Below are 26,952 nucleotides of genomic sequence, written 5' to 3'. Positions count from 1 at the left end.
GTTCCAGGCTCGGCGGCTAACGCCGATCCGAGCCCTGGGCCCGGAAGTCGCCGGGGGCCATGCCATAGGCGGCGTTGAAGACCCGGTAATAGGTCGCCAGGCTCTCGAAGCCGCAGGAGGCCGCGATATCGGCGATCAGCCGCTCGGGCGCCTCGCGCATCAGGCGGCGGCTCTGTTTCAGGCGTTCATCCGTCACGGTCTGCGAGAAAGTCTTTTCCGCGGTCTCGAACAGCATGTGCAGGTGGCGCACGGATATTCCGAGCTCGTCGGCGACCACCGTCGGCGCCAGATGCGGGTTCTGCAGATGGCGCGCGATCAGGCGGCGAGCCTGGGCGAGGCGGGCGGTCCGCAGCGCGGCCTGTCCGCGCCGGCTGCCGGGCCTGACGATGCCGCGCTCGATCAGCGCCAGATGGGCCAAAGCCTGGACCAGGGAGGTCGCATCGTCGGCGCCTTGATCCCTGGAGGCTTCGCCGAGTTCGGCAAAGCAGGCTTCGAGCAGGGGCGCCAGGGTGGGATCGCCGAACGTGCGGGGCGCAAGCTCGCGCATGCGCTTGTCCTGCCCCGGGATGATGCTCACGGGGATCTTCAGGATCTGGAGGTGGAAGCCCCCGTCGCCCAGCGGCGCGGTGCGGTAGGGCAGGTCGGTATGGCTGGTCGCAAAGCTGCCGTTGGCGATTGCAAAGTCGCTTCCGCGGAGCCCGCCGAACCAGCCGCCGCTGCCGAGCTGCTGGTAGACGCAGATGGCGTCGCCCGGCGCGTCGGCGATGTCGGAGCTGCTGCGTTCGACCGCGTAGGGCGAGGCCTTCAGCTCGACGAGGCCGGCGCCGCCCAGCTGGCGTAGCGAGAATTCGCCGAAGAAGTCCGCGCGGCGTTCGCGCGCGAGCTCGGCGGTGACGCCGAACAAGCCCTTGGAACGCACCTCGCGCCAATAGTCGAAGCGATCATTCGGCGCGACCTCGTCGGTACACCAATACACGGCAACCCCCGCTTGCAGCGCAATGCGCCAGAATGAGCAGATTCCGCGGGAATCTGCCATAGCCGGATCATGGATTCGGAGCCCAGGTCCCTTGAACCGTCGTTACGCCTGGGCCGACTATCACACAGCGGCAGGGGGTCCAATGAACCGCCGTTCGAAGAAGCGGCCTCTCCGCCGTTCTGCAACGGGAAATTTGCGATGACGCGTCGGCTTTTCAAAATTCTGGCGACCCTTGGCCTTGCGGCGGGCCTGAGCGGCTTTGCGCTTCCCGCTTATGCCGAGAAGCGCGTTGCGCTGGTCGTCGGCAACAACGACTACAGGAACGTCCCGAAGCTGCTCAAGGCGGTCAACGACGCCCGGACCATGGGTGACACGCTGAAGCAGCTCGGCTTCTCGGTGATGGTCGCGGAGAACCAGAGCCGGCAGCAATTCTCCGAGACGCTGCTCGCCTTCGACAAGGCGATCGAGCCCGGCGATACCGCGTTCTTCTTCTACGCCGGCCACGGTTTCGAGATCGCCGGCCAGAACTATCTGCTGCCGACCGACGTGCCGGCGGCGACGGAAGGGCAGGAAGAGCTGGTGCGCGACGCCTCGATCCTGGCCGACCGCATCGTCGAGCGACTGCAGAACAAGAAAGCGCGCACCTCGATCCTGGTGTTCGACGCCTGCCGCAACAACCCGTTCGAGCGCAAGGGCACCCGCGCGGTTGCCGGTGCCGGCGGGCTTGCGCCGATGATGCAACTGCCCGAAGGCGTGTTCTCGGTGTTCTCGGCTGGTCCCCGCCAGACCGCGCTCGATCGTCTGTCCAATGACGACACCAATCCCAATTCGGTGTTCACGCGCACCTTCGCCAGGGAGCTGCTCCAGCCCGGCGAGAACCTCGTGCAGGTGGCGCAGCGCACCCGCCGCGCCGTCAGCGAGATGGCCGATACCGTCAAGCACAGGCAGGTGCCGGTCTATTTCGATCAGATGGTCGACGACGTTTTCCTGAGCGGCACGGCGAAGGACGCCGCCGCGCGCCCGGCCGATCCGCCGCCGCAGAAGCTCGCGGCACTGCCGCCGGTGTCGGTGCCGCAGCTGCCGAAGGAGGTGACCACCAACGCGCCGATCGCGAGCTTCTCGCGGCACAATGGCGGCTGGAGCGTTACGTTCTCGTTCGCCGACCCGACGCTCGGCATTTCCTGGCGCATCGCCGGCAAGGGTGATTTCCGCGAGACCGGCTTCATCGACACGCTCGATCCGCGCACGCGCAAGCGGATGCCGAACCCGTCGATCGAATTGCCGTCGGACGCGCAGGCCGGCACTATCGAGGTCCGCTATGTCGACCAGTCCGGCGACATGCAGGGGCCGTTCCCGATCCGGTTCGATCCCGAGGCCGCGCTGATCCGCGACCAGCGCAAGATCCTCGACATGACCTCGACGAGCTGGCTGTCGTTCCGCGAGTTCAACGGGCTGCTGGTCTACTACACGCACCTCGTGTCCTACCGCTGTGCCATCCGCGAGGTGCGCATCGGCATCGACACCGCCGTGCCCAACCAGGTGCTGAAGATGCCGCCCTGCGACATGCGCGATCCCAGCGCCATCAGCGCCGGCATGCCGCTCTACATGAAGCTCGCGCCAAGCACGCAGTCCGTCTCGGTCGAGCTGACCTACCGCGACGGCAGCGTGTCCGAGATCAAGAGCTTTCGCAGCGCGAACCGCAGCAATAATTGAGGGCGATGGTCGGCGGATACGGATCGGAAGAGGAACAACTCCTGGTGTCCTGGATTGTCTGCCCAAACCAGGGAGACCATCCATGATCCGCAAGTCCATCCTCGTAGCCTTCGCATGCGCTGCGCTTTCGACGACCGTACTCGCTCAGGGCGGTGGCGGAGCAGGCGGCGGCGGTGGAGCGGGTGGCGGTGCCAGTGCCGGTGCTGCGGCCGGAACGGGGACCGGCGGCGCGGGATCGGCGGCCAGCTCGGGCGCCGGAATGGGCACATCCTCCAGCAGCGCCAATTCGGGGCCGTCGGCTCCTTCGGGGATGGGGATTCACGGCACCACGACCGGGGCCAACGTCAACACCAATACCGGCCAGATCAATCCGAACGTTCGGTCCCCGACTGCGAACGGCACCTCGCCATCGGCCGCGCAAGCTGAACGGAACGCAGGTGTCGGTCATGCGCCGAACGGCTTGCCGATCGGCAGTCCGGGCACCGGCACCAGCAATGAAGATCAGAAATAGGCAGGTGCTGTGCAGATAGGCCCGCGTGGTACGGGCCTATGTTGCCTCGCAAGCGGCCGGCGGCGCTGACGCGAACGGCCGCGCCGGCAAAGCTAGACCCGCGGCTCGCTCTCTTCCGCATCGCGGCTTCGGCGCGTGCGCAGATAGACCAGCGCGATGTTGATGGCGAGCCAGGCTGCCACGCCTGCAAGCAACCATGCCACGTTGAACGTTCCCTCTGGTACCCTTTTGGGGCGTATATCCCCGTTTTAACAACTGGGTGAGCGGCTTATTCCCGGGGGTCGGAGGGGCCGGCGCGATCCAAGCTGTGGGCCGGCGTTCGACAACCCGGCTCCAAATTCAGGCGCGGTTCGCCGGGAATCGGCGCTACATTATCCGCCATATCTCGATCGTACTCGCATCGCGGATCGTGGCTGCAATGACATCCGAACAACCATCAAGCCGGACGAAAAAGGTCCGCTGCTGCGTCGTCGGCGGCGGACCTGCCGGCATGATGCTCGGCTATCTCCTGGGGCGGGCCGGCATCGAGGTCGTGGTGCTGGAGAAGCACGCGGATTTCTTCCGCGATTTTCGCGGCGACACCGTGCATCCCTCGACGCTTCAGGTGATGGACGAACTCGGCCTGATCGAGGGCTTCCTGAAGCTGCCGCATCAGCGCCTGCAGAAGATGGACGGCCTGTTCGGCGGCACGCCGGTGCGCATCGCCGATCTTTCGCGACTCCGCACCAAATACCCCTTCATCGCCTTCATGCCGCAATGGGACTTCCTGAACTTCCTGCGCGAGGCCGGCCGGCGCTTTGCCTCGCTCGAGGTGATGATGAGCACCGAGGCGGTCGATCTGATCCGCCGCGGCGAGACCATCGCCGGCGTGCGCGCGCAGACGCCTGATGGCCCCATCGACATCGAAGCCGATCTCACCGTCGCATGCGACGGCAGGCATTCGACGGTGCGCGAGCGCTCGGGGCTCGCGGTCGAGGAGATCGGCGCGCCGATGGACGTGCTGTGGTTTCGCGCCGGTCGCAACGCCGAGGAGACGGAAAACGTGTTCGCGCGCGTCGAGCCCGGCAAGATGATGATCACCTTCGATCGCGGCGATTATTGGCAATGCGCCTATGTCATCGCCAAGGGACAGCACCAGTCGGTGAAGGCTAGGGGGCTGCAGGCGCTGCTGGACGACGTCGTGCGGATGGCCCCGGTCCTCAGATCCGGCATTGCCGAGGTGAAGAGTTTTGACGACGTCAAGCTGCTGACCGTCGCGATCAACCGCCTGCCGCGCTGGACGCGGCCGGGCCTGCTTTGCATCGGCGATGCCGCTCATGCGATGTCGCCGGTCGGCGGCGTCGGCGTCAATCTCGCCGTGCAGGATGCGGTCGCGACCGCCAATCTGCTGGCGGACAAGCTGCAGCGCGGCTGCCCCTCCGAGAACGAGCTCGATGCCGTCAGGCGTCGCCGCGAGTTCCCGGTGAAGATGACGCAGCGCATGCAGGTGCTCGTGCAGAACAACATCATCAGCGGCGCCCTGCGGAGCGGCGACCGGCCGCTGAAGGTGCCGCTGATCGTGCGCCTCATCACCGCGCTGCCATGGCTCCAGGGCATTCCGGCGCGCCTGCTGGCGCTCGGCGTGCGGCCAGAGCACGTGCATTCGAAGGCCGCGCCGGCGTCGTAGCGCAGCACATCGGTAGGGATAACATCGCGTTAAATCGCACGGCGGGCGTTGCGGGTCTGCAACAGCGCGGGCGGATTTGCGGACCTGAGCGGCCGGCGCGCCGCGTTAACTGTGTTGATTCGAATTTTAGTAACACCCGTCTGTGACCGTGCGCCCATCAAAGGACACGGGGTGTACCATGCGTAATAAATTGATTGCCGCCTTCGCCTGCACGACCGCACTGGTTTCGACCGGCGCTGCCTCCGCCGCCGATCTCGGTGCGCGCTACACGAAGGCGCCCGCCTATGTCGAGCCGCTGTTCACCTGGACCGGCTTCTATGTCGGCGGCCACATCGGCGGCGCATGGACCAACGAGCATTTTGTCAACAACGGGATCGGCGCGCCGTTCGGCGACCTTTCGCCGGGTGATAGCTTCCGTCAGCGCAAATCGGGCATCATGGGCGGCGCCCAGATCGGCTACAACTGGCAGGCCAACAACTACGTGTTCGGCATGGAAGGCACGATCTCCGGGCTCGACAACAAGGGCACGATCACGAACACCGAGTTCGGGGCCGGGGACGACGTGTTCTCCTGGCGCGCCAACGTGCTCGCGACCGTCGTCGGCCGCGCCGGCTTCGCGGTGCAGAACAACCTCTTCTACATCAAGGGCGGTTATGCCGGCGTGAACAACCGTCTCTCGGTTACCGATACCGCGGGTGTGGCGACGGGCTCGGGCGGACAGACCCACTGGGCCAACGGCTGGACGGTCGGCGCCGGCTGGGAATACGGCGTCACCCGCAACTGGATCGTCGGCCTCGAATACAATTACGCTGCCTTCGGCAGCCAGACCTATCAGCTCGGCGGCACCTCCGGAAACTACACGTTCGATGCCAAACCGCGCGATATCCAATGGGCCGTCGTGCGCGCGAGCTACAAGTTCGACGCCCCGACCATCGCCCGTTACTGAGCACGTCGACGCAACGCGACCAACGATCAAAAAAAGCACCGCAAAATTCAAAAAGCCCCGGCTGGTCCGGGGCTTCTTTTTTGCGCATGAGAAACGTCAATATCACAGACCCTTGCGTGATCCGAATGCCACTTTCTCCCTAAATAGCGCACGGGAACCGGAGCGCAGGGCGAATTCGCCTCGCGGCGCAACCGGCGCGACGTATACATTCGGCGGTAGACCATTTCGCTTCGTTGCAACTTTTTCTGGAGCAATATCGATGAAAAGGGTTTTGGCTTTCGCAGGAATGATGTCTCTTTTGGTCGGCGCGCCCGGCGTCGCGACGGCAGCCGACATGGCAGTCAAGGCCGCGCCGATCGCGCCGCCGGTGGCCCTGTACAACTGGACCGGCTTCTACATCGGCGGGTTCGGCGGATATGGCTGGGGCGACCACGATCGCATCAACGACATCGGTTTTGCGAACAGCTACAGCTCGAGCGGCGCCATCGCCGGCGGCCTCGCCGGCTACAACTGGCAGATCAGGAATTTCGTGCTCGGCGTCGAAGGCGATCTCGCCTGGGCTGACATCAAGGGCGACGACAATTTCGTCGGCGGGACCAGGGACGAAACCACGCTGCGCTGGGTCGGCACCATTCGCGGCCGGGCGGGCGTCGCGTTCGACAAATGGCTGCTCTTCGCAACGGGCGGCTGGGCCTATGGCGAGCAGCGCCACGTGAACACGAATCTTGGCGTCGGAGTTGATGCCTTCTCATCGAACACCAACGGCTGGACGGCGGGTGCGGGCGTGGAATACGCATTCGCGCCGAACTGGCTCGGCAAGGTCGAATATCGCTATTACGATTTCGAGCGCTATCACCGCGGCGGCGCCCCGCTGGTCACGCCCAACGGCAATGTTCCCTACAGCGTCGCCAGCCAGTACCATACCGTGACGCTCGGCGTCAGTTACAAGTTCGGCGGACCCGTGATGGCGAAGTACTGATCGCGCCAGGCTTTGGACGCAAAAGCCCCGGCAGGGATGCCGGGGCTTTTTTCATGCGTCGCGTCGCCTGCGCCTCAGGCCATCACTGAGAAGCCGCCATCGACGGGGATCGCGGTGCCCGTGACGAAGTTCGACGCGGACGATGCCAGGAACACGGCGATGCCGGCAAAGTCGTCGATGTCGCCCCAGCGTCCCGCAGGCGTGCGCGCCAGCACCCGCTCGTGCAATCCCGACACCTGCTGCCGCGCGCCGCGGGTGAGGTCGGTATCGATCCAGCCCGGCAGGATTGCATTGACCTGGATGTTGTCGGGCGCCCAGGCATTGGCGCAGGCGCGCGTGTACTGCACGATGCCGCCCTTGCTCGCCGCATAGGCGGCGGCGAAGCTCGCACCGAAGATCGACATCATCGAGCCGATGTTGATCACCTTGCCGTTGCCGGACGCCTTCAAGGCCGGATAGGCGAGCTTCGAGCACAGGAAGGCGCTGGTGAGGTTGGTGTCGATCACCTTGTTCCACTCGTCGAGCTCGAGCTCGTGCGGCGGCTTGCGGATGCTGATGCCCGCATTGTTGATGAGAACGTCGATGCGGCCGAGCTCCTTGGTGACGCGGTCGATCATGGCCGCGACGGCCGCCTTGTCGGTCACGTCAGTGGTCACGGCGATCGCCTTCACGCCGCGCTGCCTGAGATCGGCCACCGCGGCGGCGGACTTGGTCTCGTTGCGCCCGACGACGGCGATGTCGGCGCCGGCATCTGCAAGGCCGCGCGCCATGCCGAGCCCGATACCGCCATTGCCTCCCGTGACGATCGCGACCTTGCCGCGGAGATCGAACCGGCTGGATGTCATGCTCTTATTCCCTGGTTTCTTCTATCGGTTGCTCTGCCAGATCAGCACCAGCCCGAAGCCGGCCATGGCGGCGCCATAGCCGGCCCATTGCAGCTGGTTGACCATGAAGCTCGACCGCGGCCACGGAACGGTGCCCGTGCCCTGTCCGATCCAGAGCAGGCCGAGGGCAGTTGCAAACAGGCCTGCGACGAGCAGAAATCTGCGCATGCATTCCTCCCATCGGTCCGCTTCTGTCGCGCGCGACGATGAAGGATCCCCGGCGTCGAAAGCTTGGGCGCACAGTAACCGTAGGTTCGGTGTGGATACAATGCCAGCACCGGCGCAGGAGGGAAGAAGCGTATTCCCGAAACGAAAAAGCCCCGGCGATGCCGGGGCTTTGACGTTTGATCGTGAGATCAGATCAGTACTTCGCGACGACCGGACCGGTCCAGTTGAAGCGGTAGACCAGCGAGGTCGAGATCGTCTGGTTCCAATGGTTGGCGCGGACGCTGTTGACGAGCGGCACGTTACCGGCATCGAGGAGCTCGGTTTGGGTCTTGGCGTTGTAGAAGGCCGAACGGTATTCGGTCTTCATGAACCAGCCGGGCGAGGTGATGCCGAAGATGTTCAGGCTGTTCTCGACGCCGCCGCCGATGAACCACCCATGGCGATCATAGCTATTGAGGTGAACACCGACCGGAGTACCGCCCAGCGTCGTGAAGTTGGTGCGGCCGAAGTGGGCGCCGGAGTAACCGCCGTTGACGTAGGAGAGAACGTTCGGAGCGACCAGCCAGCCGAGGCGCACACCCGCGGCCCAAGAGGTTTCCAGCTTCTGGTTACCAGTGATGTCGAAGATCGGATCCTGGATGGTGGAGCGGATGCTGCCGAACTGAGCGTCGCCAAACACGCCGGCAACCCAGGTGCCGCTGAACTGCCAATCGTAACCAGCGCCGACCGTACCAAACCAACCTGAGCCACCTTGACGCTGAGTGATCGTCAGCGGGGTACCCGAGACGGTGTCGACAATCTGCTGGTCGGCATTGGAGAGCCCACCGCCGCCGCCGCCGAACACGTAGAAGCCGGTCCAGTTGGCGACGGGCGCCGGCATCGGGGCCTTCACGTAGGGACGGGCACCCAAGTCGGCGGCCGAGGCCGAACCGGTCATTGCGGCAACCGCGGTCAGAGCGAGCAAAATCTTCTTCATGTCAAAATCCCCAACCTTGGTCTGTCGTAGCAGGCGCGAGCGCACTGAAGTTCGTGTCATCTGATGACCTGAACTATAGACGTTTCCTCCCGAAATGCTGTTGCCGGGCAGGCACAGTCGCCGGAAAACGCCGGGAAGCGCGCATTTGCGGCCTGAATGCCTGCATCAGAAATAATTACGTAAAGTCAAAGACTTGTTCAGATTTTCACGTTGCCAATTCGGGTAGGGTTTCGTTAGGAAATTCGGCCTTCCCCGAAATCGTGGCCGTCTTGCCACGGCCCGAGCACCGCGAGTCGGTGGCCGAATCGCCGCGGCGGTGCCGGGAATCGCCGGATGCGAGGCGGACGGTAGGCAGGTATATCCGGCAAGGAATGGCCCCCAGAACAAGAGAGCCCCGGCTTCTGGCCGGGGCACTTGAGCGGCGTGCGACGGTGCTGGCGCTCAGACGTCCAGCAGCTCTTCGCTGGCAAACTCAGCCTTGTCCGAGATGAAGGCGAAGCGCGCCTCGGCCTTGGTGCCCATCAGGCGCTCCACCGAATCTGCGGTGGTGTCGCGGTCGTCGGGCAGCAGGACCACCTTGAGCAGAGTCCGCTTGGCCGGATCCATGGTGGTCTCCTTGAGCTGCGCCGGCATCATCTCGCCGAGGCCTTTGAAGCGGTTCACCTCGACCTTGGCGTTGGCGTTGAACGCGGTCTTGATCAGCTCGTCCTTGTGCTTGTCGTCGCGTGCGTAGACCGACTTCGTGCCGTGGGTCAGCTTGTAGAGCGGCGGCACCGCGAGGAAGAGATGTCCTTCGTCGATCAGCTTCGGCATCTGCCGGTAGAAGAAGGTGATCAGCAGCGACGCGATGTGTGCGCCGTCGACGTCGGCGTCGGTCATGATGATGATGCGCTGGTAGCGCAGATCCTCTTCGCGATATTGGAGGAGCTGGCCGCAGCCGATCGCCTGCACGAGATCGGAGAGCTGTGCGTTCGCGGTCAGCTTGTCCTTGCCCGCGGAAGCGACGTTGAGGATCTTGCCGCGCAGCGGCAGCACGGCCTGCGTCTTGCGGTCGCGCGCCTGCTTGGCGCTGCCGCCGGCCGAGTCGCCTTCGACGATGAACAGCTCCGAGCCATCGGTGCCGGCGTCGGTGCAGTCGGCAAGCTTGCCGGGCAGGCGCAGCTTCTTGCCGGCGGTCTTGCGCGCCGTTTCCTTCTCCTGCCGGCGGCGCAGCCGCTCCTCGGCGCGGTCGATCACGAAGTCGAGCAGCCGGTTGGCCATGTTCGGATTGCCCGACAGCCAATGGTCGAACGGATCCTTCATGGCCTGTTCGACGATGCGCTGTGCTTCGGCGGTGGCGAGACGGTCCTTGGTCTGGCCCTGGAATTCGGGCTCGCGCACGAACACGGACAGCATCACGGCCGCGCCCACCATCACGTCTTCCGAGGTGATGGACGAAGCGCGCTTGCCCTGGCCGACGCGCTCGGCGTGATCCTTCAGGCCTCGGAGCAGCGCGCTGCGCAGGCCGGATTCGTGCGTGCCGCCGTCGGGCGTGGGGACGGTGTTGGTGTACGAGGAGAGGAAGCCGTCCGCATCCGCGGTCCAGGCCACCGCCCATTCGCAGGCGCCATGCGCGCCGTTGCGGCCCGACTTGCCGGAGAAGATGTCGGGATGCACCAGCGTGTCGGCGTGGATCGCCGCCGCGAGATAGTCCTTGAGGCCGCCGGGGAAGTGGAACGTGGCTTCCGCCGGCACGTCCTCGACGCCCTTGAGGAGCTCGGGTGCGCAGTTCCAGCGGATCTCGACGCCGCCGAACAGATAGGCCTTCGAACGCGTCATCTTGAACAGGCGCTGCGGCTTGAAGGCCGCCTTAGGCCCGAAGATGTCGGTGTCGGGCTTGAAGCGCACGCGCGTGCCGCGGCGGTTGTTGACCTTCCCGAGATCCTCGAGCTTGCCCTTTGGATGACCGCGTTCGAAAATCATGCGGTGCAGCTTCTGGCCGCGCGCGACCTCGACCTCGAGCCGCGAGGAGAGGGCGTTCACCACGGAGATGCCGACGCCGTGCAGACCGCCGGAGGTCTCGTAGACCTTGCTGTCGAACTTGCCGCCCGAATGCAGCGTGCACATGATCACTTCGAGCGCCGACTTCTTCGGGAACTTCGGATGCGGATCGATCGGGATGCCGCGGCCATTGTCGGTGACGGTCAGGAACCCATCCGCACTCAGCTCGACTCCGATGAAGGTCGCATGTCCCGCCAGCGCCTCGTCCATCGAATTGTCGATGACCTCGGCGAACAGATGATGCAACGCCTTCTCATCGGTGCCGCCGATATACATGCCAGGCCGGCGACGCACTGGTTCCAGCCCTTCGAGCACCTCGATGTCGGCTGCCGTGTAATCGGCTTCCCCGCCGCTTCCGCGCGGCGCCGCCTTGGCGGCACGAGGTTTCGGCTCGTCGCCGCCGAAAAAGTCGTCTTTTGCTTTAGGCTTCAACTGCTTGGACATATATCTTGATGCGTTTTGAGGGCCGCATGGGCGGCGAATCGGTTGGCCCGACTATGCCACTTCTGCCTTGGAAAGGTTACCGCCGGCGGGCTGGCGGTGTGGGTTGGGAGCCAATCCCGGCGATTTTACGCCGCAGGGCCCACAAGTTCCCGGCAATTTGACGGTTCGCCTAGCGTCATGTCGGGTTTTGTGACTTGATGTCACACAAGTCCTTGGCTTACCAGTCCTTTTCATCGAGCAGCACCTTGAGACGGGGCGGGAAGGCTATTTTTGATGGAGCAATTTGCGCACGCCCTGGCCGATTTCGTGCGCGTTCACCAGGCCTGGGCGGCACCGATCGTGTTTCTGCTCGCCTTCGGGGAATCGCTTGCCTTCATCTCGCTGGTGGTCCCGGCCTGGGGCGCGCTGGTCGCGATCGGTGCGCTGATCGGGGCGAGCGGCATCAGCTTCTACCCGGTCTGGATCGCCGGCGGCCTCGGCGCGGCGCTGGGCGATTGGGTCTCTTACTGGTTCGGCTATCGCTACAAGGAAAAGGTCGCCGAGATGTGGCCGCTCTCGCGCTATCCGGGCCTTCTGCCCAGAGGCGAGGCCTTCGTGCGCAGCTGGGGCATCCCCAGCATCTTCATCGGCCGCTTCTTCGGCCCCTTGCGCGCCTCCGTGCCGCTTGCGGCCGGCATCTTCGAGATGCCTTATTGGAGCTTCCAGGCCGCCAATTTCGTCTCGGCCCTGATCTGGTCCGCCGTGCTCCTGCTGTTCGGCGACGTGCTCGCCAAGCTCATGGAATGGATCTGGCGCGTCATCTGACGCCGGCACCTTGACCGGAACCCGATCTGGCCTTATAGCCGCGCGCCATGATCAACGCCGCGACCATCCTGTTCGCCCGTCGCCGCCGCCGCTCTTTAGCGGTTTGGGCGGTCGATCGCGTTTGAGATCATCGTCTTTGCCGCTGGATCCGATCCGCGGCATTCTCTCTCCTGTCAGCGCGATCTGATCCGGCGGCTCCCTCGAGGAGGCCCAGCAGGAGACCACGATGTACACGCCACCCTTTTTCAAGCAGGACCGCGCCGCAAGCCTGAAATTCGCCGAAGCGCGCGGCTTCGGCACCATGTGTGCCTTCGACGGCAGCAAGCCGATCGCCTCACCGTTGCCCTTCTATCTGACTTACGCCGCCGACGGCACGCCGCAGGCCGCCTTTCATGTCGCCCGTCACAATCCGCTGCTAAAGCTGGCGGGCAGTGATGCGTCCTGGCTGCTCGCGGTCAACGGCCCCGATGCCTATGTATCGCCGGATTGGTACGTCTCGCCGGATCAGGTGCCGACCTGGCTCTACCAGTCGGTGCATCTGAGCGGGCCGGTGCGCCTTCTGGCGGACGACGAATTGTCGGTGCAGATCGACACGCTCAGCGACAAGTTCGAGAGCTGGCTGCTGCCGAAGAAGCCGTGGACGTCGGGCAAGATGACGGCGGGCCGCCTGGAGACGATGAAGAAGGCGATCGTGGGTCTGGTGATGAATGTTGAAGAGGTCGAAGGCAGCTTCAAGCTCAACCAGCACAAATCGGACGCCGATTATGCGGCGATTGCCAATGCGCTCAGTGCCGGCGATGCCGACGCCAGGCAGATCTCGGATTTGATGCGGCAGGCAAGGCCGCAGGTTTTTGCAGACGACACGAACATGCTCGAAGGGAGCGCGCCATGAGTCTCGCTGACACCACCAAAGCTCCGACCGCCAGTGCGGCCAACAAGCCCGCCACCGTCTTCGTCGACGGCGGCTCCGGCACCACCGGGCTCGGCATCAATGAGCGGCTGAAGCTTCAGAACGATGTCGTGGTGAAGGCGCTTCCCGACGACAAGCGTAAGGACCCCGCGGCCAAGAAGGCGCTGATGGAGGAGGTGGACCTCGTCATCCTCTGCCTGCCTGATGATGCCGCCAAGGAGACGGTCGCCCTGGTCGACAGCATGGGAGCTCATGCGCCGAAGGTGCTGGACGCCTCCACCGCCTACCGGGTCGCGCCCGACTGGGCCTACGGCTTTCCGGAACTGGCGCCGGACCAGGCCGGCAAGATCAAGGCCGCCAGCAAGGTCTCCAATCCCGGCTGCTATCCGACCGGCGCGATCGCGCTGCTGCGGCCGATCGTCGATGCCGGTCTGCTGCCGCAGGATTATCCGGTCACCGTCAACGCGGTGAGCGGCTATTCAGGCGGCGGCAAGTCGATGATCGCAAGCTTCGAGGACGGCAGCGCGCCGGCCTTCGAGCTCTACGGCCTCGGCTTCGAGCACAAGCATCTGCCCGAGATGCAGCTCTATTCCAACCTGACGCGGCGGCCGATCTTCATCCCGTCGGTCGGCAACTACCGCCAGGGGATGCTGGTCTCGGTGCCGCTGCAGCTCGACACGCTGCCCGGCAAGCCTGGCGGAGCTGACCTGCAAGCCGCGCTCGCCAAGCGTTACGCCGGCTCGAAATACGTCAAGGTGATGCCGCTGCAGAACGAGGCGAGCAGGGGCGGCCGGCTGGAGCCGGAGGCGCTCAACGAGACCAACATGCTCGAACTCTATGTCTTCGCCAGCGACAAATATCATCAGGCGGTCTTGGTCGCCCGGCTCGACAATCTCGGCAAGGGCGCATCCGGCGCAGCCGTGCAGAACATGCGGCTGATGCTGGGCCTTCCGGAGGAGTAAGGCTGTCTCGTACCCCGGACGCAGCGCAGCACTTCTTCAGTGATGCGCTGCAGAGCCGGGGCCCATTGTTGCTGTCTTGATTGCAGCCATCTAGGTCCCGGCTCGCGCTTCGCGCGTCCGGGACACGACATCAAAACACCCTGAAGATCGCCAGCGCCAGCACGGCCTGGGCGAGGAAGCCGACGGTGAAGGCGAGCGTGCGGAACACTGGGATGCCGATCGCATAGACGATCAGATGTGCGACGCGCGACCAGAAATAGACGGCGCAGGCGAGCACGGTCCATTTCGTGGAATAGTCGATCGCGTTCAGGATCAGCACCAGCGGCGCGAAGATCACCAGGTTCTCGACCGCGTTGTCATGCGCGAACATCAGCCGGTTCGCCCAGTCCGCCTGCGGCTTGTCGTTGCGCGACGGGTTGGCCATCGCACCGCTGAGGCCGCGGACCTGACACCGATTGACTATGTAGGGAATCCAAAGGATCCCGGTCAGAATCACCGTCAGTGTCAGCCAGAACAATTCGCGCGTCATGGTCCGGTCCCTCTGTCGTCGCTATGGTGAGCGCCAGTCTATACGAAAGCGCAGGCGATTCCGCTATGCGCGCACCCTGACATAGCTGCCGGGCGCGTCCTCGATCGGCGGGAATGCTTCGCTCCCCGGTATGCGCGCGGGAACCTGCTCGGGATCGAGCTCGCCCAGCCATTGCCGCCAGTCGGGCCACCACGAGCCCTTGTGCTCGACGGCGCCCTTCATCCACTCGGCGACGTTGACATCCTTGATGTTGTCGTTGGTCCAGTACTGATACTTGTTCGAGGCCGGCGGGTTGACCACGCCTGCGATATGGCCGGAGCCCGACAGCACATATTTCACCGGACCGCCGAAGAATTGCGAGCCGTACAGCACCGATTCCGCCGGCGCGATATGATCCTCGCGGGTGGCGAGATTGTAGACGGGCACCTTGACCTTGGAGAGATCGAGCAGCGTGTTGTCGAGCACCATCGTGCCGGTGGAGAGCCGGTTCTCCAGATAACAATTGCGCAGATAGTAGGAATGGTTCGACGCGGTCATGCGGGTCGCGTCGGAATTCCAGTGCAACAGGTCGAACGCGCTGGGCTGCTGGCCTTTCAGATAGTTGCTGACGACATAGGACCAGATCAGGTCGTTGGAGCGCAGCATGTTGAAGGCCATCGCCATCTTCGAGCCTTCGAGCACGCCGGCCGCCTTCATGTCCTGCTCGAGCGAGGCGATCTGGTCCTCGTCGACGAACACCAGGAGGTCGCCGGCATGGGTGAAGTCGACCTGCGCCGCGAAGAACGTCGCCGACGAGACGCGCTGGCGGCGCTTCTCGGCGAGCCAGGCCAGCGTGGTCGCGAGCATGGTGCCGCCGACGCAATAGCCGGCGGTGTGCACCTTCATCTCGCCGGTGACCTTCTCGATCACGTCCATCGCCCGGAGCGGGCCTTGCTTCATGTAGTCTTCCCAGCTCTTGTTGCCGAGCCGCTTGTCGGGATTGACCCATGAGATCACGAACACGGTGATGCCCTGGTCGACGCACCACTTGATGTAGGATTTGTCCGGCTTGAGATCGAGGATGTAGAACTTGTTGATCCATGGCGGCACGATCAGGAGCGGGGTGCGCAGCACCGTCTCCGTGGTCGGCGAATATTGGATCAGCTGCATCATCTCATTCTGATAGATCACCTTGCCCGGCGTCGTTGCCATGTTGACGCCGACGACGAGGTTGTCCGGATCGGACTGGCGGATCTTCAGCATGCCCTTGCCGGCCGCGATGTCCTCGGCCAGCATCTTCAAGCCGCGCGCAAGGTTCTCGCCGCTGCTCGCCACCGTCTCGCGCAGCACCTCCGGATTGGTCAGCACGAAGTTGGACGGCGACAATGCGTTGATGACCTGCTGGACGTAGAACTCCGCCTTGCGGCGGGTCGGCGGATCGAGCCCTTCGGCATCGCGCACCAGCTCCTGCGCCCATTTGGTCGTGAGCAGATAGAGCTGCATGACGAAATCGAAGAACTGGTTCGATTTCCATTCCGGATCGGCAAAGCGCTTGTCGCGCGGCGAGGGCGCGATTGCCGGAGGGGCGTCCTGGCCGGCCATGCGGCGCACCGCCGAGCCCCAGAGGTCGAGATAATCCTTGGCGAGCTTGGTCTGCAGATCGGACGAGCGGGACGAATCCGACAACCAATATTCCGCAACCGAGGTGAAGGTCTTGACGACCTCGGCCAGCTCGGCCGGCGGGCGATCCTGCACCTCGCCGCTCTCGCGCGGCTTGAGGTAGGCCGCAAGCGCCTTGCCGCCGCTCTCCATCGCCCGCGCGACATTCATCGCGAAGGCTTCCGGATCGAACTTGGTCTCGGGTTTGGGCGTATCGGTGGTGGCCATACTCATGGGCAGAACAGTAACGGGTCATTCCGTATTCGTCACCGCGAAGCTCGCATGTTTGACGTTAAACACGCTCCAAGATGTGCTGCACTGCGACAAAGTTTCTTGGTTTTGTCACAATCGCGGTGCAACCCTCCGGTCGTGGGCCTTTGATGTTTTCTCGCTCGTTCCATTTGTGGGCAGCAATGGTTTGAGCTTGGGCAGGTTGTCGGGTTAGTGTGCGGCAGCTTGCATTGGGACGAGTAGGGGATTTCCCAAGTGTTGGCGTTGAGGGTCCTACAGAGGTCGCTGCTGATCGGTGGCGCGCTGCTGAGCGTGGCATTTGCGCTGGGCGGCTGTTCGAGTCAGTTCGCGGATATGGCGCCGACGGACGCGCAGGCGCATCCGAGGGAGCCCGGGAGCTATCTGCCGGTGCACGACCTGCCTCCCGATCGCGATCAAGCAATCATCCCGCCGGAACAGCGCGCCAAGATCGAGGCCGAGCTCGCCGCCGCGCGCGATCGCCAGGCCGTTGCCGGCAAGGATGCGAAGTGAGGCGCGGCAAGGGAATCGCTGGCGCCACCGCCTTGCCGTGCTAAAAGACCCCGGTTCAGCCGACGGTCAGGACGAAGGACTTCAGTCCTCGTCGTCGATGATTGCTCTAAGTATTTGATTTTGAGTAATTTTCGCGACGAGGCCGAACCCTTTCCGAATCGCCGTCCTGCCCTGTCGATTCTGTCCTGACCGGTTGCCCGGAGCCCAGAGAGCCATGGAAGAATTTTACCGCATCCGCCGCCTTCCGCCTTACGTGTTCGAGCAGGTCAACCGGGCCAAGGCGGCCGCGCGGAATGCCGGCGCCGACATCATCGACCTCGGCATGGGCAACCCGGATCTGCCGGCCCCGGCGCATGTGCTGGAGAAGCTGAAGGAGACGCTGGGCAAACCGCGCACCGACCGCTACTCGGCCTCCCGCGGCATCCCCGGACTGCGCCGCGCCCAGGCCGGCTACTACGCCCGCCGCTTCGGCGTGAAGCTCAACCCTGACACCCAGATCGTGGCGACGCTCGGCTCGAAGGAGGGCTTTGCCAACGTGGCGCAGGCGATCACCGCGCCCGGTGACGTCATCCTCTGTCCGAACCCGAGCTATCCGATTCACGCCTTCGGCTTCTTGATGGCGGGCGGCGTGATCCGCTCGGTGCCCTCCGAGCCGACGCCGCAATTCTTCGAGGCGGCCGAACGGGCGATCGTCCATTCGATCCCGAAGCCGCTCGCGCTCGTGGTCTGCTATCCGTCGAACCCGACCGCCTATGTCGCGAGCCTCGATTTCTACAAGGACCTCGTCGCATTCGCGAAGAAGCACGAGATCCTGATCCTGTCCGATCTCGCCTATGCCGAGGTCTATTTCGACGAGAGCAACCCGCCGCCCTCGGTGCTCCAGGTGCCGGGCGCGATGGACGTCGCCGTCGAGTTCACCTCGATGTCGAAAACCTATTCGATGGCCGGCTGGCGCATGGGCTTTGCGGTCGGCAATGAGCGCGTGATCGCCGCGCTCGCCCGCGTCAAATCCTATCTCGATTACGGTGCGTTCACACCGGTCCAGGTCGCGGCGACCGCGGCGCTGAACGGTCCGGATGATTGTATCAAGGAGATGCGCGACACCTATCGCAAGCGCCGCGATGCGCTGGTGGAATCGTTCGGCCGTGCCGGCTGGGAGATCCCGCCGCCGGAGGCCTCGATGTTTGCCTGGGTGCCGCTGCCGGAGGCTTTCCGCAGCGTCGGCAGCATGCAGTTCGCTACCCTGATGGTGGAGAAATCCGGCGTCGCTGTCTCGCCCGGCGTCGGCTTCGGCGAGCATGGTGAAGGATATGTCCGCATCGCCATGGTGGAAAACGAGCAACGGATCAGGCAGGCCGCGCGCGGCGTGCGACGCTTCCTTGAAAGCGGCATCGAAACGTTGCACAACGTCGTTCCGCTCGCCAATCGGCGTTGAGTTCTCTTCGGCAGGTTTTCTAAGACATCATGGTTGCACCCCTGAAAGTGGGCATAGCGGGGCTCGGCACCGTGGGCGCCGAAGTGGTCCGTTTGATCGAAACGCAGGCGCGCGTGCTCGCGGGCCGCAGCGGCCGCGGCATCCGCGTCGTCGCCGTCACCGCGCGCTCGAAGGCGAAGAAGCGCGGCGTCGATCTGCGTGGCGTCGAATGGGCCAGGGATCCGATGGCGCTGGCCACCCATCCCGGCATCGATTGCTTCGTCGAGCTGATGGGCGGCGCCGGCGATCCCGCGCTGTCGGCGGTGGAGGCCGCACTCAACGCCGGCAAGTCGGTCGTCACCGCCAACAAGGCGCTGCTGGCCAAGCACGGCCTCAAACTGGCCAAATCAGCCGAAAAGCACGGCGGTGCGCTGAATTTCGAGGCAGCCGTCGGCGCCGCGATCCCCGTCATCAAGACGTTGCGCGAGGGGCTTTCCGGAACCGGCATCAACCGCGTCTACGGCATCCTCAACGGCACCTGCAATTACATCCTGACCCGGATGGAGCAGGAGGGGCTGTCCTTTGCCGAATGCCTCAAGGACGCGCAGCGGCTCGGTTATGCCGAGGCCAACCCGTCATTCGATGTGGATGGTCACGATACCGCGCAAAAACTCGCGATTCTCGCCAGCCTCGCTTTCGGCACGAAAGTTGCTCAAAGCGCGGTGTATGTCGAAGGCATCTCATCCATCGCGCCGGAAGATCTGCGCGCGGCGTCCGATCTCGGCTACCGCGTCAAGCTGCTCGGCGTTGCGGTGCGCACCGCCAAGGGCATCGAGCAGCGCGTGCATCCGACCATGGTGCCGAAATCCTCCTCGATCGCGCAGGTGATGGGTGTCACCAATGCGGTCACGATCGACGGCGAGGGCATTCCGCCGATCACGCTGGTCGGCCCGGGCGCCGGCGGCGCCGCGACCGCATCCGCAGTGGTCGCCGACATCGCCGACGTCGCGCGCGGCATCCGCGCCAATCCGTTCGGCCGGCCCATTGCGCAATTGCGCGACACCAAGAAGGCGCCGATGGAGCGCCACGAGGGCGGCTATTACATTCGTCTTCTGGCGCGCGATTTCCCCGGCACCGCGGCTGCGATCGCGACGCGGCTTGCCGAGCAGAAGATTTCGATCGAGTCGATCGTGCAGCGACATCCCAATGGCGGCGCTGCGCCCGCGGACGGCAAGGCGGTCCCCGTGCCCGTCATCCTGATCACCTACGCGACGCACGAGGATGCCGTGCGCCGCGCCCTCGCTGCCGTGCAGAAGGACAAGGTGATCAGCGGACGGCCGCAGGTGATCCGGATCGAGAAGAACTGAGGCGGTTCGTTCGAACGAATCGTGGGCGTTGCGAATTGATGTGGGCAGAGAACTTCTGTCCAGAACCGGTTTGAAGGAGTTAGCCGATGTCGACCCATATTTCAGTCCCGCCGCAAGCCTTGCTCGAGCGCATCCTGACGCTGGAGATCGTGCGGGTGACGGAGCGGGCGGCAGTGTCGTCGGCGCGCCTGCGCGGCCACGGCAACGAGAAGGCGGCCGACCAGGCCGCGGTCGACGCCATGCGGCGCGAGCTCAACAAGCTGCCGATCCAGGGCACCGTCGTGATCGGCGAGGGCGAGCGCGACGAGGCGCCGATGCTCTATATCGGGGAGCAGGTCGGCCTCAAGGCCGGTCCCGAGGTCGACATCGCGGTCGATCCGCTCGAGGGCACCACGCTGTGCGCCAAGAACATGCCGGGCTCGATCGCCACCATGGCGATGGCCGACGGCGGTACGCTGCTGCACGCTCCCGACGTCTACATGCAGAAGCTCGCGATCGGTCCCGGCTACGACAAGGGCGTCGTCGAGCTCGATGCGAGCCCGGCCGACAACGTCCGCCGCCTCGCCAAGGCCAAGGGCGTCAAGCCGGAGGGGATTACCGTTCTCGTGCTCGACCGTCCGCGCCACGCCAGCATCATCGAGAGCGTGCGCTCCACCGGCGCCGCCGTGCGTCTGATTACCGACGGCGACGTCGCCGGCGTGATCCACTGCGCCGATCCTGACAATACCGGCGTCGACATGTATCTCGGCACGGGCGGCGCGCCGGAAGGCGTGCTCGCCGCCGTGGCGCTGCGTTGCATCGGCGGCCAGATGCAGTGCCGCCTGATCCTCGATTCCGACGAGAAGCGCGAGCGTGCCGCCAAGATGGGCGTCAACGATCCCAAGATGATCTACGGCATCGAGGACATGGCGCGCGGCGACTGCCTGTTCGCCGCCACCGGCGTCACCACGGGCTCGCTGCTCTCGGGCGTCAAGTTCCGCAAGGACGGCGTGATCGAGACCGAGACGGTGGTGATGCGCTCCGTCACCGGCACCGTGCGCTACATCAAGGCCGAGCATCGCGAGCTGGCCAAGTTCCATTTGGACTGAGCGACGCGACAACGACTGCCGTCATTCCGGGGCGACGGGACCGCGCAAAGCGCGGCCCGGAGAGCCCGGAATCCATCGGGCGGCAGACTCCGACGCGAAATGGATTCCGGGCTCGATGCTGCGCATCGCCCCGGAATGACAACAAGAACAACAGGGGAAGCGCCCATGTCCGATCTCTCCGCCGTCAGAGCCCTCGTGTTCGACGTGTTCGGCACGGTTGTGGACTGGCGCACCAGCCTGATCACCGACTTTATGTGGTGGAGCAGGCAGCGCGGCATCAGCGCCGACTGGACTGCCTTGGTCGACGGCTGGCGCGGCATGTACATGGCCTCGATGGATGACGTGCGCAAACACCCCGAGCGCGGCTACGTCATGCTCGATGATCTGCACCGCCGCTCGCTGGAGAAGCTGGTCGCGCAGTTCGCGATCAAGGGCCTCACCGAGGCCGATCTCGACTACCTCACCAAGGGCTGGCACCGCCTCCATCCCTGGCCGGACAGCGTCGTCGGCCTGACGCGGCTGAAATCAAAATTCGTGATCGCGCCGCTCTCGAACGGCAACGTCGCGCTGCTCACCAACATGGCGAAGTTCGCCGGCCTGCCGTGGGATCTCATCATGTCGGCCGAGCTGTTCGAGCATTACAAGCCCGATCCCGAGACCTATCTCGGCGCAGCAAAGCTGCTTTGCCTCAAGCCGGACGAGGTGATGATGGTCGCCGCCCACAACGGCGATCTCGCGGCCGCGCAGAAGAACGGATTGAAGACCGCGTTCGTGGCACGGCCGACGGAGTATGGTCCGCTTCAGAAGGTTGATTTCGAGGCGACCGGCGATTGGGACATCGTCGCCGGGGACTTTGGCGGAATCGCCGACAGGCTGGGGTGTTAGCCGGCGTCCTCGGATGAATATGCGCGGGCGGCCCATCATGCGGGCGGCTCGCGCCGCCCGGATGTGATTTTGCCGGCTTACAGCGTCATCTTCATCGGTTCGGGATAATAGTGGAATCCCTCGCCGGCCTTGGCGACATGACCGTAGCCCGGCCAGGCGAAGTGATAGGACATCACCGGCGTCTTGTTCGCCGCGAGCATCGTGAGCAACTTCACCCGCGATTCCGCGGCCTGCTTGGGGTCGGTGTCGTAGGAGAACTCCATGCGCGGCCGTTCCAGCAGCAGCACGGAATGGTGCGAGAGGTCGCCGAGGAAGGCAAAGGATTTGCCGGCCGAGCTGACCATGAAGATGGTGTGGCCGACGGTGTGGCCGGGCGCCGCGATCGCCTGCACGCCGGGCAGGAATTCCTCGCCGTCCTTGAAGAACTTGATCCGCTCGCGAACCGGCAGCAGGTTCTTGCGGGCGTGAACGACGAAGTCCTTGGCCGGACTGCCGAGCTTGCCTTCGTCGGTCCAGAAGTCGAAATCGCTCTGGGAGATATAGATCTGCGCGTTCGGGAATAGCGGCTTGTCGTTGGCATCCACGATGCCGCCGATGTGATCGATATGGGCATGCGAGCAGACCACCGCATCGATGTCCTCCGGCTTGATGCCGGCTTCCATCATGCTCTTCTGCTGCCGGCCCGTGCTGGCGCCGAACATTTTCGATGAACCCATGCCGGTGTCGAACAGGACGAGCTTGTCGCCGGTGTTCACGATCGGCGAGTTCTGTTCGAGCACGACATTGTCCGGCGACAGGAAACTGTCCGCCAGCATCTTCTTGACCTCTTCCTTGGGAACGCCGGTGAAGGTCCCGGAGGGATCGCCGAGCGGCAGCGGTCCGTCGGACACGACGGTCACCTCGGCATCGCCGAGAACGAAGCGGTGCCAGTACGGCGTCTGGGTGCCGAGCTTGGGAGCTCGCGCCAACGCGCTGCTGCCGAGCATCGCGGTGGCACCAAGGCCGGCCCCAAGGCTGGCTCCAAGGCTAGCTCCAAGTGCGAGTAGGGATCGACGTGAGACATCGATTGTCATGCGTTTGCTCCGCTTTTGTCTTTTGCTTTGCGCGATTGTTCGCGCGTTGCGACCGGCCTCAGCGGCCACGCGGCCGGAGGTCGGCAGAAGCCATGCTGCGCCGGTTACGACAAGCTAGCAAGTAGAATTGGTTCGCCGATGCATCCGTCCGCGGAATTGCACGTCACGCAATTCTCAGCGTGAGATCGTTGCCTTCCGTCTCGGCAAAGCCCGCCTGCAGCACCTCTTCGCGCTTGTGGCGCAAGTGCGCGCGCAGAATATGCGAGAGGCCGGCCCCGTCGCGCCTCTGCAGCGCGTTCAGGATCGCCTCGTGCTCCTTCACCGCGAGGGCCCAGCGCTGCGGCGTCATCGGCGTGACGTAACGCGCGCGGCGGATGCGTGCTGTCACCGATGTGTAGAGCCCCGCGAGCACGGGGTTTCCGGCTGCGGTGACGATGGCTTCGTGAATGGCGCGGTTGCCGCGGTAGTACTGGATCAGGTCGCCGTCGCGATAATGCTCCACCATGGCTGCATGCGCGGCGGCGATCGCGTCAATCTCGGCGTCCGTGATGCGCTCGCAGGCGAGCTCGCCGGCGAGGGCCTCCAGGCCCTGGCAGACCTCGAACAGATCGCGCATGTCGTTGTCGGTCAGTTTTGCTGCGCGCGAGCCGCGATGCGGCAGGAGCTGCACGAGTCCCTCGGCGGCGAGCACCTTGAGCGCTTCGCGCAGCGGTGTGCGCGAGATCCCGAGCCGCTCGCACAGCTCGCGCTCGGGAATCCGGGCGCCCGGCGGAATTTCGCCGTCGAGCAGGATCGCGCGGATACGGCTGACGACATCCTCGTGAAGCATGGGGACCGGCGCTCCAATTTGAATGCAAAACCGCAGAATTTGATCGAAATATCGAAGTTCCGGCTTGCTAATGGCTAATTTTGCATTCAAAAATGCAAAAAACAAGAGGACATGAGGAAATGGACTTGGCGGCGGCGACGGACGACCTCGTTTTTGAATGCAACGACGGCATCGGGCGGATCACCTTCAACCGCCCGCAGGCTCGCAACGCCTTCACCTTCGCGATGTACGAACGGCTCGCCGCGATCTGCGAGCAGGCCAACCTCGACCAGACCATCAAGGTGCTGGTGCTGCGCGGAGCCGGCGACAAGGCCTTCGCCTCGGGTACCGACATCAACCAGTTCCGCGAATTCAGGACACCGCAGGACGCAATCGACTACGAGAACCGGATCGATCGCGTGCTGACCACGCTGGAGCAGTGCCGCGTGCCGACCATCGCCGCGATCAACGGGTTCTGCACGGGCGGAGGGGCCGGCATTGCCGCAGCCTGCGACCTGCGCATCGGCACGAAGAGCACCAAGATCGGATTTCCGATCGCCCGCACGCTCGGCAATTGCCTGTCGATGTCCAATGTCAGCCGTCTTACGGCGCTCATCGGCGCCGCGCGCGTCAAGGACATCATCTTCACCGCGCGTCTCGTCGACGCCACGGAGGCCGCGAGTGTCGGGCTGCTCGGCGAAATCGTCGAGGATCTCCCAGCTCTCGATCGCCGCGCCGGCGAGGTCGCCCGGCTCGTCGCCGGCCACGCGCCGCTGACGCTGAATGCGACCAAGCAGGCGGTCGCTCGCCTGCAGCGGCGGCTGACGCGTGACGAAGGCGAGGACCTCATCCTGATGTGCTACACGAGCCAGGATTTTCGCGAAGGGCTCGATGCTTTCCTCAACAAGCGCGCGCCGCAATGGCGCGGCCAATAGGACGCCCCGATGCAAAGCTCGCAATCCACCTCGCGCCGTTCGGGACCGCTCGCCGGCCTCAAGGTCGTCGATCTCACTCATGTCATGGCCGGGCCGACCTGCACCCTGATGCTCGCCGACATGGGCGCTGACGTCATCAAGATCGAAAAATCGCCGAACGGCGACGACACCCGTCATTCGGTACCGCCGAAGATCGGCGATGAGGCGGCCTCCTTCCTGATGATGAACCGCAACAAGCGCGGCATCGTGCTGGACCTCAAGACCGAGGGCGGCAAGCAGGTGCTGCGGCGGCTGATCGCGGACGCCGACGTGCTGGTGGAGAACTTTGCGCCCGGCGCGATGGAGCGCCTCGGCTTCGGTTACGAGGAGCTGCACAAGCACTATCCCTCGCTGATCTATTGCTCGCTGTCGGGCTTTGGCCGCACCGGTCCCTACAAGCATCGCCGCGGTTTCGATCTCGTCGCGCAGGCCATGAGCGGCATCATGAGCTTTACCGGCGAACGCCCCGACGGTCCGCCGGTGAAATGCGGCCCGCCATTGTCCGACATCACCGCCGGCCTGCTCGCGAGCATGGGCATCCTCGCGGCCTACGCGCACCGTCTCAAGACCGGCGAGGGGCAGTGGGTCGAGACCTCGCTCTACGAGGCCGCGCTGGTGCAGACCTATTGGCAGTCGACCATCGCGCTCGCCGCAGGCACCGCGCCGCGCGCGATGGGCTCGGCCCATCCGCTCAACGCGCCGTATCAGGCGTTCGAAGCCTCGGATGGCTGGCTCGTGGTCGGCGGTGCCAACAAGAAGCACTGGCTGTTGATGTTGGAAGCGCTCGGCGCGAGCGAGCTGGCCGCCGACCCCCGCTTCGTCAACGGCGCCGACCGCATGGCGAATCTCAGAGAACTGGAAGCGGTCTTGAGCGAGCGCTTCCGCACCCAATCGCGGGCGCACTGGCTCGCGGCGCTGGACGAGAAGGGCGTGCCGTGCGGACCCGTGCACGACATGCTCGAGGCGCTCAGCGATCCCCAGACTCTGGCGCGCGAAATGGTCGTCGAGGTCGAGCATTCCACGCTCGGACCTGTGAAGACGATCGGGCTTCCGGTCAAGTTCTCGGAGACCCCGGGCAAGGTGCGATCGGGGGCTCCCGTCTATGGCGAGCATACGCGCGAGGTGCTGGCCGAGCACGGGTTCGACCAGATGCAGATCGAAGCGCTCGCAAAGGAAGGCGCAATCGTCCTGGGCTCGGCAAGACGCGAGGAGCGCGTCGCCTGACCGGACGTCGATACGACAAGACCAAAGATAAGAATACGAAGACAAAAATCAGCTGGAGGAAATCATGGGTCGGACGTCAACATTTCTGCTCTCCGCGGCCGCGACCGTGCTCGCCGGCACGATGCCGGCGCTCAGTGCCTGGCAACCGCAAAAGCCGATCGAGTTCGTGGCGACTGCCGGGCCGGGCGGCGGCACCGACAATCTCGCCCGCGCGGTGCAGAACATCATCACCAAGCACAAGTTGACGGAGCAGCCGATCGTCGTCGTCAACAAGGGCGGCGGCAGCGGCGCCGAAGGCTACGTCTACGGCAAGGCGTCGGCCGGCGATCCCTACAAGGTGATCTTCGGCACCTCGAACGCCTGGCAGCAGCCGCTCGTCTCCAAGGTCGCCTTCAACTACACCGATCTCACCCCGATCGCGGCGATGGCGCAGGACGAGTTCCTGCTCTGGGTCAAGCAGGATTCGCCCTACAAGAATGCGGGCGATTATCTGAAGGCGGCGGCATCGGGCGAGTTCAAGATGGGCGGCGCGCAGTCCAAGGACACCGACGAAGTCTTGACGCGCATGATCGAGAAGGTTGGCAAGGTCAAGCTGACCTACATCCCCTTCAAGAGCGGCGCCGAGACCGCCGTGCAGCTTGCCGGCGGACATCTCGACTCCCACGTCAACAATCCCAGCGAGAGCCTCGGGCAATGGCGCGGCGGCACGCAGCGCCCGCTTTGCGTGTTCAGCCCGAAGCGGTTGCCGCAGGGGCCGAAGGTCACCGCGACCGAAGGCTGGAGCGACGTTCCGACCTGCGTCGAGCAGGGCCTCGACATCAAGCAATATGAGCAGCCGCGCACGGTGTGGCTGCCCGGCAAGGTCACGCCGGAGCAGGCCGCGTTCTATGTCGACCTCATGAAGAAGGTGCAGGCAACGCCCGAGTGGAAGGACTACATCGAGAAGACGTCCCAGGTCGACACTTTCCTGACCGGCGCCGAGTTCGACAAGTTCATCAAGGTGGATCTCGAGCACGTCAAGCAGGTCGCCGGCGAGCAGGGCTGGCTCGTCAAGTGAGGCGGGGCGGGCAGGTCGCCTGCGGCCATCCTTCGAGACGCCCGCCTGCGGCGGGCCCTCAGGATGAGGTCGGGCTTTGCGGCGCAATGTCAGACCCTCATGGTGAGGAGCCCGCCAACGCGGGCGTCTCGAACCATGCAGGCCGTGATCGTTC

The 26,952-nt window shown here is 64.6% G+C and carries 25 protein-coding genes; 16 read left to right on the top strand and 9 right to left on the bottom strand.

Going from position 1 to position 26,952, the window contains the following annotated elements; all coding sequences use genetic code 11:
- Positions 1 to 16 precede the first annotated feature (16 nt).
- Positions 17 to 976, bottom strand: a complete 960-nt coding sequence (locus D6B98_RS34795; protein ID WP_126261508.1) for a helix-turn-helix domain-containing protein — start codon at positions 974 to 976, stop codon at positions 17 to 19.
- Between the two features lie 198 nt (positions 977 to 1,174).
- Between D6B98_RS34795 and D6B98_RS34790 the strand changes: the two genes are divergently transcribed.
- From D6B98_RS34790 to D6B98_RS34770, 5 genes are all read left to right on the top strand, one after another.
- Positions 1,175 to 2,689, top strand: a complete 1,515-nt coding sequence (locus D6B98_RS34790; protein WP_126261507.1) for a caspase family protein — start codon at positions 1,175 to 1,177, stop codon at positions 2,687 to 2,689.
- Between the two features lie 82 nt (positions 2,690 to 2,771).
- Complete coding sequence (locus D6B98_RS40270) at positions 2,772 to 3,200, top strand: hypothetical protein (RefSeq protein WP_135167241.1); 429 nt, start codon at positions 2,772 to 2,774, stop codon at positions 3,198 to 3,200.
- A gap of 418 nt (positions 3,201 to 3,618) precedes the next feature.
- The gene (locus D6B98_RS34780; RefSeq protein ID WP_126261505.1) at positions 3,619 to 4,866 is read left to right on the top strand and encodes an FAD-dependent oxidoreductase; all 1,248 of its coding nucleotides are present in this window, start codon (positions 3,619 to 3,621) and stop codon (positions 4,864 to 4,866) included.
- 178 nt (positions 4,867 to 5,044) lie between these two features.
- Positions 5,045 to 5,812, top strand: coding sequence for an outer membrane protein (locus tag D6B98_RS34775; RefSeq protein WP_126261504.1), 768 nt, complete (start codon positions 5,045 to 5,047; stop codon positions 5,810 to 5,812).
- A gap of 286 nt (positions 5,813 to 6,098) precedes the next feature.
- The gene (locus D6B98_RS34770; RefSeq protein WP_164719066.1) at positions 6,099 to 6,791 is read left to right on the top strand and encodes an outer membrane protein; all 693 of its coding nucleotides are present in this window, start codon (positions 6,099 to 6,101) and stop codon (positions 6,789 to 6,791) included.
- Between the two features lie 74 nt (positions 6,792 to 6,865).
- Here the strand turns inward: D6B98_RS34770 and D6B98_RS34765 are convergent, their stop codons facing one another.
- The 4 genes from D6B98_RS34765 to parE form a co-directional block, all read right to left on the bottom strand.
- Positions 6,866 to 7,636, bottom strand: a complete 771-nt coding sequence (locus tag D6B98_RS34765; RefSeq protein ID WP_126261502.1) for an SDR family NAD(P)-dependent oxidoreductase — start codon at positions 7,634 to 7,636, stop codon at positions 6,866 to 6,868.
- 21 nt (positions 7,637 to 7,657) lie between these two features.
- Positions 7,658 to 7,843: a hypothetical protein gene (locus tag D6B98_RS34760; protein WP_126261501.1), complete on the bottom strand. Its 186-nt coding sequence runs from the start codon at positions 7,841 to 7,843 to the stop codon at positions 7,658 to 7,660.
- Between the two features lie 193 nt (positions 7,844 to 8,036).
- Complete coding sequence (locus tag D6B98_RS34755) at positions 8,037 to 8,819, bottom strand: outer membrane protein (protein ID WP_164719065.1); 783 nt, start codon at positions 8,817 to 8,819, stop codon at positions 8,037 to 8,039.
- Positions 8,820 to 9,260: 441 nt separating this feature from the next.
- Positions 9,261 to 11,303, bottom strand: coding sequence for a DNA topoisomerase IV subunit B (gene parE / locus D6B98_RS34750; protein ID WP_126261499.1), 2,043 nt, complete (start codon positions 11,301 to 11,303; stop codon positions 9,261 to 9,263).
- A 273-nt stretch (positions 11,304 to 11,576) separates the two neighbouring features.
- Here parE and D6B98_RS34745 point away from each other — a divergent pair, with 273 nt between their 5' ends.
- The 3 genes from D6B98_RS34745 to argC all read left to right on the top strand — a co-directional run bounded on the left by D6B98_RS34745 (position 11,577) and on the right by argC (position 13,979).
- Positions 11,577 to 12,107: a DedA family protein gene (locus D6B98_RS34745; protein WP_126261498.1), complete on the top strand. Its 531-nt coding sequence runs from the start codon at positions 11,577 to 11,579 to the stop codon at positions 12,105 to 12,107.
- A gap of 226 nt (positions 12,108 to 12,333) precedes the next feature.
- Positions 12,334 to 12,999 carry an FMN-binding negative transcriptional regulator gene (locus D6B98_RS34740; RefSeq protein WP_126261497.1) on the top strand — a complete coding sequence of 222 codons (666 nt, stop codon included), beginning with the start codon at positions 12,334 to 12,336 and terminating at the stop codon, positions 12,997 to 12,999.
- Positions 12,996 to 13,979 (top strand): N-acetyl-gamma-glutamyl-phosphate reductase, encoded by a 984-nt coding sequence (argC, locus tag D6B98_RS34735; protein ID WP_126261496.1) that lies wholly within the window; start codon positions 12,996 to 12,998, stop codon positions 13,977 to 13,979. The genes D6B98_RS34740 and argC overlap by 4 nt, the downstream gene beginning before the upstream one ends.
- Positions 13,980 to 14,109: 130 nt before the next feature.
- On the opposite strand, the gene D6B98_RS34730 is transcribed toward argC, so the two are convergent.
- Entirely contained in the window at positions 14,110 to 14,508 is a 399-nt protein-coding gene (locus D6B98_RS34730; RefSeq protein WP_126261495.1) for an MAPEG family protein, read from the bottom strand.
- A 63-nt stretch (positions 14,509 to 14,571) separates the two neighbouring features.
- Positions 14,572 to 16,380, bottom strand: a complete 1,809-nt coding sequence (locus D6B98_RS34725) for a PHA/PHB synthase family protein (protein ID WP_164719064.1) — start codon at positions 16,378 to 16,380, stop codon at positions 14,572 to 14,574.
- A 252-nt stretch (positions 16,381 to 16,632) separates the two neighbouring features.
- Between D6B98_RS34725 and D6B98_RS34720 the strand changes: the two genes are divergently transcribed.
- The 5 genes from D6B98_RS34720 (at position 16,633) to D6B98_RS34700 (ending at position 21,662) form a co-directional block, all read left to right on the top strand.
- On the top strand, positions 16,633 to 16,908 hold the full coding sequence (locus D6B98_RS34720; RefSeq protein ID WP_126261494.1) for a hypothetical protein: 276 nt from the start codon (positions 16,633 to 16,635) through the stop codon (positions 16,906 to 16,908).
- 214 nt (positions 16,909 to 17,122) lie between these two features.
- On the top strand, positions 17,123 to 18,343 hold the full coding sequence (locus D6B98_RS34715) for an LL-diaminopimelate aminotransferase (protein WP_126261493.1): 1,221 nt from the start codon (positions 17,123 to 17,125) through the stop codon (positions 18,341 to 18,343).
- Between the two features lie 29 nt (positions 18,344 to 18,372).
- Complete coding sequence (locus tag D6B98_RS34710) at positions 18,373 to 19,689, top strand: homoserine dehydrogenase (RefSeq protein WP_126261492.1); 1,317 nt, start codon at positions 18,373 to 18,375, stop codon at positions 19,687 to 19,689.
- 86 nt (positions 19,690 to 19,775) lie between these two features.
- Entirely contained in the window at positions 19,776 to 20,777 is a 1,002-nt protein-coding gene (glpX, locus tag D6B98_RS34705; RefSeq protein WP_126261491.1) for a class II fructose-bisphosphatase, read from the top strand.
- Positions 20,778 to 20,942: 165 nt separating this feature from the next.
- Positions 20,943 to 21,662: a haloacid dehalogenase type II gene (locus D6B98_RS34700; RefSeq protein ID WP_126261490.1), complete on the top strand. Its 720-nt coding sequence runs from the start codon at positions 20,943 to 20,945 to the stop codon at positions 21,660 to 21,662.
- A gap of 77 nt (positions 21,663 to 21,739) precedes the next feature.
- On the opposite strand, the gene D6B98_RS34695 is transcribed toward D6B98_RS34700, so the two are convergent.
- Positions 21,740 to 22,735, bottom strand: a complete 996-nt coding sequence (locus tag D6B98_RS34695) for an MBL fold metallo-hydrolase (RefSeq protein ID WP_126261489.1) — start codon at positions 22,733 to 22,735, stop codon at positions 21,740 to 21,742.
- A 163-nt stretch (positions 22,736 to 22,898) separates the two neighbouring features.
- Complete coding sequence (locus D6B98_RS34690; protein ID WP_126261488.1) at positions 22,899 to 23,564, bottom strand: GntR family transcriptional regulator; 666 nt, start codon at positions 23,562 to 23,564, stop codon at positions 22,899 to 22,901.
- Between the two features lie 119 nt (positions 23,565 to 23,683).
- Here D6B98_RS34690 and D6B98_RS34685 point away from each other — a divergent pair, with 119 nt between their 5' ends.
- The 3 genes from D6B98_RS34685 (at position 23,684) to D6B98_RS34675 (ending at position 26,798) form a co-directional block, all read left to right on the top strand.
- Positions 23,684 to 24,478: an enoyl-CoA hydratase/isomerase family protein gene (locus D6B98_RS34685; protein ID WP_126261487.1), complete on the top strand. Its 795-nt coding sequence runs from the start codon at positions 23,684 to 23,686 to the stop codon at positions 24,476 to 24,478.
- Positions 24,479 to 24,487: 9 nt separating this feature from the next.
- Positions 24,488 to 25,741, top strand: a complete 1,254-nt coding sequence (locus D6B98_RS34680; RefSeq protein WP_126261486.1) for a CaiB/BaiF CoA transferase family protein — start codon at positions 24,488 to 24,490, stop codon at positions 25,739 to 25,741.
- Positions 25,742 to 25,805: 64 nt separating this feature from the next.
- Complete coding sequence (locus D6B98_RS34675) at positions 25,806 to 26,798, top strand: Bug family tripartite tricarboxylate transporter substrate binding protein (RefSeq protein ID WP_126261485.1); 993 nt, start codon at positions 25,806 to 25,808, stop codon at positions 26,796 to 26,798.
- The last annotated feature ends 154 nt before the right edge of the window (positions 26,799 to 26,952 follow it).

Source organism: Bradyrhizobium sp. LVM 105, assembly GCF_003957705.1.
GTDB lineage: Bacteria > Pseudomonadota > Alphaproteobacteria > Rhizobiales > Xanthobacteraceae > Bradyrhizobium > Bradyrhizobium frederickii.
This window is presented reverse-complemented; position numbering and strand designations above follow the sequence as displayed.

Excerpts from the sequence above, each read along its gene's own strand:
- D6B98_RS40270 (WP_135167241.1), top strand. The coding sequence starts at position 2,772 with ATGATCCGCAAGTCCATCCTCGTAGCCTTCGCATGCGCTGCGCTTTCG.
- D6B98_RS34715 (WP_126261493.1), top strand. The coding sequence starts at position 17,123 with ATGGAAGAATTTTACCGCATCCGCCGCCTTCCGCCTTACGTGTTCGAG.
- D6B98_RS34710 (WP_126261492.1), top strand. The coding sequence starts at position 18,373 with ATGGTTGCACCCCTGAAAGTGGGCATAGCGGGGCTCGGCACCGTGGGC.
- D6B98_RS34695 (WP_126261489.1), bottom strand. The coding sequence starts at position 22,735 with ATGACAATCGATGTCTCACGTCGATCCCTACTCGCACTTGGAGCTAGC.
- D6B98_RS34770 (WP_164719066.1), top strand. The coding sequence starts at position 6,099 with ATGATGTCTCTTTTGGTCGGCGCGCCCGGCGTCGCGACGGCAGCCGAC.
- D6B98_RS34690 (WP_126261488.1), bottom strand. The coding sequence starts at position 23,564 with ATGCTTCACGAGGATGTCGTCAGCCGTATCCGCGCGATCCTGCTCGAC.
- D6B98_RS34780 (WP_126261505.1), top strand. The coding sequence starts at position 3,619 with ATGACATCCGAACAACCATCAAGCCGGACGAAAAAGGTCCGCTGCTGC.
- glpX (WP_126261491.1), top strand. The coding sequence starts at position 19,776 with ATGTCGACCCATATTTCAGTCCCGCCGCAAGCCTTGCTCGAGCGCATC.
- D6B98_RS34765 (WP_126261502.1), bottom strand. The coding sequence starts at position 7,636 with ATGACATCCAGCCGGTTCGATCTCCGCGGCAAGGTCGCGATCGTCACG.
- D6B98_RS34760 (WP_126261501.1), bottom strand. The coding sequence starts at position 7,843 with ATGCGCAGATTTCTGCTCGTCGCAGGCCTGTTTGCAACTGCCCTCGGC.
- D6B98_RS34740 (WP_126261497.1), top strand. The coding sequence starts at position 12,334 with ATGTACACGCCACCCTTTTTCAAGCAGGACCGCGCCGCAAGCCTGAAA.
- D6B98_RS34755 (WP_164719065.1), bottom strand. The coding sequence starts at position 8,819 with ATGAAGAAGATTTTGCTCGCTCTGACCGCGGTTGCCGCAATGACCGGT.
- D6B98_RS34680 (WP_126261486.1), top strand. The coding sequence starts at position 24,488 with ATGCAAAGCTCGCAATCCACCTCGCGCCGTTCGGGACCGCTCGCCGGC.
- D6B98_RS34745 (WP_126261498.1), top strand. The coding sequence starts at position 11,577 with ATGGAGCAATTTGCGCACGCCCTGGCCGATTTCGTGCGCGTTCACCAG.
- D6B98_RS34775 (WP_126261504.1), top strand. The coding sequence starts at position 5,045 with ATGCGTAATAAATTGATTGCCGCCTTCGCCTGCACGACCGCACTGGTT.
- D6B98_RS34700 (WP_126261490.1), top strand. The coding sequence starts at position 20,943 with ATGTCCGATCTCTCCGCCGTCAGAGCCCTCGTGTTCGACGTGTTCGGC.
- D6B98_RS34790 (WP_126261507.1), top strand. The coding sequence starts at position 1,175 with ATGACGCGTCGGCTTTTCAAAATTCTGGCGACCCTTGGCCTTGCGGCG.
- D6B98_RS34675 (WP_126261485.1), top strand. The coding sequence starts at position 25,806 with ATGGGTCGGACGTCAACATTTCTGCTCTCCGCGGCCGCGACCGTGCTC.
- D6B98_RS34730 (WP_126261495.1), bottom strand. The coding sequence starts at position 14,508 with ATGACGCGCGAATTGTTCTGGCTGACACTGACGGTGATTCTGACCGGG.
- argC (WP_126261496.1), top strand. The coding sequence starts at position 12,996 with ATGAGTCTCGCTGACACCACCAAAGCTCCGACCGCCAGTGCGGCCAAC.
- parE (WP_126261499.1), bottom strand. The coding sequence starts at position 11,303 with ATGTCCAAGCAGTTGAAGCCTAAAGCAAAAGACGACTTTTTCGGCGGC.
- D6B98_RS34725 (WP_164719064.1), bottom strand. The coding sequence starts at position 16,380 with ATGAGTATGGCCACCACCGATACGCCCAAACCCGAGACCAAGTTCGAT.
- D6B98_RS34685 (WP_126261487.1), top strand. The coding sequence starts at position 23,684 with ATGGACTTGGCGGCGGCGACGGACGACCTCGTTTTTGAATGCAACGAC.